Annotated in this window: 1 protein-coding gene; it reads right to left on the bottom strand. The window is 42.1% G+C overall.

The window, feature by feature from the left end; translation table 11 throughout:
- Positions 1–212: 212 nt before the first annotated feature.
- Positions 213–6,067: Ig-like domain-containing protein (locus H5120_RS19925; RefSeq protein ID WP_182675874.1), on the bottom strand; the 5,855-nt coding region annotated here is incomplete at its 5' end.

The following is a 6,067-nucleotide window of genomic DNA, read 5'->3' as shown; positions in this document are numbered from 1 at the left end:
ACAATGAATTTAGGCCGCATTTGAGTTTAGGAATGAAAACACCAAACCAAGTGCACAAAAAAAGCCAGGAGCAAAAGCTACTGGCCTTCATTTAAAACCGTCAACGTATTTTAGGACGGGACACCTTTGTTCTTAAATTTCGTTATAAATAATATTAATTTGCTTAATAATGTAAACCCCCTTAAAAAATAATTAAGAGGGCTTTATTGATATTAAATATCCGTTTGATTATTACTACTTTCAATTAAGTGTTTAATCATCTCTTCCGATTGATTTTGTACATCAACCGCAGGTGCTGCTGCATCAATGCTTCCTCCACTTTGAGCTGGAGTATAAGCAATTGCAGAGCCTTCATCCTCAACCAGTGTATTTAGCGCTATAAGCTGCTCTGCATCTTCATCAATGATTACGTCATTAATGTTAAGTGGCTCCGCCGAACTCACTTGCACCGTTTGCTCAGGTGTTGATAGACCACTCAAGTTACCTAAATCAATCGTTTCAGTGCTTAATACGTTGTTGCTTGAAACTTCATTAGGGGTTGTATCGCCTAAAGCCGACTCCTCACTAAATGATTCAGGGATTGTGTCGCCGGAAGCAACGCTTGCACTGCTTCCTGCGCTAGCAAGTTGTGGGTCGTTTCCTTGGTCAATAATATTGTCATTAATATCCTTAATTAAATAATTACCGGCTTCATCAACTGTGATAAAGCGATAATCAGACCAAGAACCTAAATCAAGAACTGATAATAATGAACTCCAATTTCCATTCTCATCAGGTTGAATTTCCATAGCGCTTTCTAGCACATTTAAGTTTAGGTTTAACACCTCAAGGCCAAGTAGGTTTGCTCCTACAACATATACACTATTTCCTTCTTCTACTGTGCCTTCTGCAGTTAGACCTATTCCTAGTATGCCCCAGTAATAGTTAGACACTTCGAAGTCTACCGGCGTTGAGTCAATCACTAACCCAGATAAGCTTCCACTTGAAGTAACATTTCCAGATTCATCAGTAGCGGTAGCCGTTACAGTGTATGCTCCATCGAGTAAAGCATTGTCTGGTGATACGCTCCATACACCTGTCTCACCCGCTGTTGTATCTTTGGTTACAACAGTACCGCTTTCATCTATAAAGCTTACGGTAATATCTTCATTTGCTCCTGCGGTACCGGTGATCTTAGGTGTGCTATCAGCTGTTAATTCTAAACCAGAGTTAATTACTATGCCTGAATCAACTATGCTGCTTATTGATTGCTCGCCAATATTACCAGCATTATCAAGTACGCTTACATCAACGCTGTAGTTCCCTTCACTAAGAGGCTGCGAAGCTGTAACACTCCACGACCCATCTGTTTTTACTGTTGTTGAAACATTGTGTGTTTCACCTAGTGCGTCAGTAAACATCACCATAACTGCAGCTCCCGCAAAACTTCCGGTTACTGAGCCTGTAATAGTCGGTGTGGTATCTTGGCCTACTGCAATAGGGTCTATAAATACAATAGGTGCTGTGTAATCAGTACTTGAAACCATGGTATCGCTTGATGAGTTTCCTGCAGCATCACTAACTGTTGCAGTAGCACTAAAACCGCCTTCACTAAGCGGCGTAACAGCTGTGACTGACCAAGTTCCGTTACCTGACACTTGCGCAGTTAATGTTTGCGAATCACTATTAGCATCAGTAAGTACTACGCTTATGGTTGTACCGGCCGGAGCATCACTTGTACCTGAGATGGTTGGCAGTGAGTTATTCGTAACTGCAAGTTCATTAATTTCAATTGTAGGCGGAGTTAAGTCAACTATGCCATTAAGACTTGTAGAGCTTGTAAGGTTTAAGTTTTCGACTGTCGCATCAACCGTAAATGCACCTTCAGCTAATGGAGTGGTCGGTATTAATGTCCATACACCAGAAATAGCTTGAGTGTTATAGGTTGTTGCATTACCACTGCTATCTGTAATAACAACTTCTACATTACCGTTTATTACATCGGTAGTACCACTAATAGTAGGGGTTGTATCGCTTGTATCTATTATTGGGTTAATTAATAGACTCGGTAAAGTGGTGCTCACAACGCCCGTTTGCGTCACCGTTGCTATATTGCCTGCGTTATCAATACTAATAGCTTCTATGGTTAAATCGCCCTCAGCAAGTAAAGGTGCAATAACAAGCCACGTGCCATCTCCTAATACCGTTGTGGTAACTTCATAAAGTGTGTTTGCAGAGTCGGTAATATTAACCGTGATTAAGCTACCGGTTTCTTCGTCACTGGTGCCAGTAATAGTAGGCGTTAATGTATTAAGTACACCAAATGCGTCTATTTCTAACGATGGCAGTATGGTATCAATCGTCACTTGCTCAGTAACAGACTGGCCTACATTACCCGCAGCATCAGTAATACTTGCGAATACACTATATATACCATCAGGTAGACTAGTGGTTACTAATGACCACGTGCCATCGCTACCAACAAGGGCATCAAATACTGTTGCGTTGCCGTTACTATCTATCACAGTTACATCAATGTCTGTGCCTTGAGCTTCTTCAGAAGTACCAGAAATAGTTAGAATGTCAGTATTGCTGATGCTCAACGGTAAAATATCTACCACAGGCACTAACGTATCAACAACAAACTCGAGCGTTTGTGTTACTACATTGCCGGCATCATCAGTGATACTCACGTTGGCAACATGCTGTCCTTCAGTCAGCGCATCAACTTCCAGTGAAAATAGCCCTACTGCATTCACTGTTGTTGTTAGTACTGAGCCTCCATCCAGCTGAATCTCTACCACACCATTAATTAAATCGCTAGTCCCTTGAATAATTGGAGTAGAATCTGACGTTGTACCAATCACTTGCAAATTAAGCGTTGGCGAGATGGTATCTACTACACTGCTTATCAGCTGTGTAGCTGTTATTCCGACTTCACTTAATACATTTACAGTTACAGTAAACACGCCCTCAGCAAGTGATTGAGGAACCTGTACAGCCCATGAATTATCTGCCTGCACTATGGCAACCAAATCTTGTGCTATGTTATCGCTATCTACCACTCTCACTAGCACTTCGGTGCCTGGGGCTTGGTCGGTCGTACCGCTAATTATTGGTAAATCTCCCTCGCCAGTTACAAAGTCAACCACCGCATTAAGTAATGGCGTTGAAGCATCTACATCTGCAGTTGTAATAGTGGTGGTGTTACCCGCTTCATCAGTTGCAGAGGCTTCAACAACCGATAAGCCAATAATATTAACCGCTAGGCCTAATAACACCCAATCGCCATTGGCATCAGTTGTTACATCGTATGTTAAGTTAGCCAAATCACCTGCTAATTCTAAATTAACAGTGACTGTTTTACCTTCACCTAAATCAGAAGTACCAGATAAAGATACAAGCTGCCCTAACACGAACGAAGGCACAATAGTAAGCTCTGGCCCTACTGTATCTACTTCGCCACCCGTTTTACTATCAACAGAGGTATTTCCTGCGCTATCAGTAATCGTTGCCGAAACACTGTAAACACCTTCTGCTAATACGTTGTCTGCAGCGGCTTGCCAGTCTCCATTAGCATCCGTTTGAACGGTAATTTGATGCGATGCGCCAGCTGAGTCAGTAAACGTAACGAAAACGTTTGTATTTGGCTCGTTTGATGTGCCACTAATTAATGGAGTGCTATCTTGAGTTAGTATTAATGAACTTTGATCAATACTAATTTCGGGAGCAATTGTATCAATAGTTGCTGTATTTGTTGCGTCCCCGGTATTACCCGCGCTGTCAGTAACAAATACTTCAACTGAATAATCTCCTTGTGATAGAGAGCTAGTTGCCTCTACAGACCATACACCACCAGTTTGAACTGTTGTATTTACAGTATGCTCATTACCTTGTGCATCAGTGAATACCACTGCAACAGCATCACCCACATTGGCACCTGTCACACTTCCAGAAATACTTGGAGTTAGATCAGTACTTCCAACAATATTGCTAATAGTTACAACTGGTGCTGTTATATCAACTTCCCCTGTAATACTTGTGTTTACAGGATTACCTGCAGTATCTGTTGTTGAAGCTAAAACCGTGTAAGTGCCCTCGCTCAACTCTGTACTTGCAGCGACTGACCATGTGCCATTTGCACCAACAGTAGCATTAACCGTTTGCTCTACACCTAAGCTATCTGTAATTAAAATAGCGACTATGGCGCCTTGTGGAGCTGTAGTTGTGCCTGAAATTGTTGGCGTTGTATCATTTGAAATTGTAAGCGGTGTAATATTAAGGGCTGGTGGAGTTAAATCGATAACACCGCTACCTGTTGTATTACTCGTTAAGCCTCCTTCAGTTACACTTGCCGAAACAGTAAATTCACCTTCAGGTAGAATATCTGTCGCATCAACACTCCAAATCCCACCTACCACAGTTGTAGTTACAGTATGTGAAACGTTATTAACGTCAGTTATAACAACCGTGATTTCTGTGTTATCTGCCGCACTACTTGTGCCTGATATTGCTGGTGTTTGATCGTTTGTATCAATAATTGTATTAATATTAATTGTAGGCGCATTGGTATTTAACATTGCGGTACTATTTGCAACTGATTCATTCCCTGCGGCATCAGTAACACTTGCAGAAACTGCAACTTCACCATCAGTCAGTGCATCTGTAATATCTACAGTCCAAGCACCACCTGCACCAACAACAGTTGTGTAAGTCTCGGTACTATCTGCATCGGTCACAGTTACTGTAATACTAGTGTTTTCAGGTTCATTGGATGTGCCTGAAATAGTTGGCGTGCTGTCATTAATTGTACCTAATGCGTTTATAGTAATACTTGGTGCTTGAGTATCAATAAAGCTCGAGCCTGTATCCACTCCTTGATTGCCAGCATCATCGGTAATACTTACCTCTACATCATAATTACCATCAGGCAAACTTGGCGCTGTAACTTGCCAATCGCCGTTAGCATCAACTATTGCAGTTAAAGTATGTATATCACCGTTGCTATCTGTAATAACAATATCGACCACCGTATCCTGTGGTTCAGTTGAAGTACCATTTATAACTAGTGTCTCAGTGTTAAATACAGTTATGTCATTAAGTACAATAACAGGTACTTGGGTATCAATTGTTAAATCAATAGTCGTGCTGCTGGTATTATTAGCGTCATCGGTAACATTTACTTGAGCCGTATAATCACCATCAACAAGTGCTACGGGGACATCTACTTGCCAATTGCCATCAGTACCCACTGTTGCTGTTAGTGTTTGACCGCCGATAAGGATGGTTACATCGGCACCAATCTCATTACTCGTGCCTGAAATTGTAGGGGTTGTATCTATTGTCGCGTTAACTTCGTTCACAATTAATGTAGGAGCAACGCTATCTATTTCACCTTGAGCCTGCTGCGTTGTTAAATTACCAACACTGTCTCTAACCTCTGCAACAACGGTATATTGACCTTGCGCTAGCTCTGCAGGTACAGCAACAGACCAGTCGCCACCGGCTTGAACTGTCGCAGTAAACGCTTGGCTTTCTCCTTCACTATCAATCACGGTTATATTAATTACAGTGCCTTGCCCCATATCGGTGGTGCCGCTAATTACTGGCGTACTGTCATTAGATAAAGCATCAACACTAACGGTTAATTCTGGTGCTACGTTATCAAAATCAAGTGTATTGATTGTTCTGACATTACCAGCGGCATCCGTTGCACTGGCAGTCACATAGGCAAGGTTTAGTAAAGGTACTGTTATGTTTGCAAGCCCCCAGGTACCATCAGGATTTGTCGTTGCTGTATAAGTTGCGCCAACTAACCCACCAACTAGGTACTCTGTAATAGTGATTACAGAGCCTCCCGGTAAATCAGAATCCCCCGAAAGAGAAACTAAATTACCTAATAAAAACGATGGAATAATTTCAAGTTCAGGAGCAGTTACATCCACTTCGCCACTGTCTGTACTTGTACCTGTGTTGCCTGCGGCATCGGTGATGCTGGCGCTAACGCTATAATTCCCTTCGGCTAATGTGCCTGTTGGTGCCGCACTCCAGTTACCATTGGCATCGGTTTGTACATCAATGCTTTGAG

The sequence above is a fragment of the Pseudoalteromonas sp. SR43-2 genome (assembly GCF_014163885.1).
In the GTDB taxonomy this organism is placed as follows: Bacteria; Pseudomonadota; Gammaproteobacteria; order Enterobacterales; family Alteromonadaceae; genus Pseudoalteromonas; species Pseudoalteromonas distincta.
The sequence above is the reverse complement of the archived record's forward strand: the minus strand, read 5'-3'. Positions and strand labels throughout refer to the sequence as shown.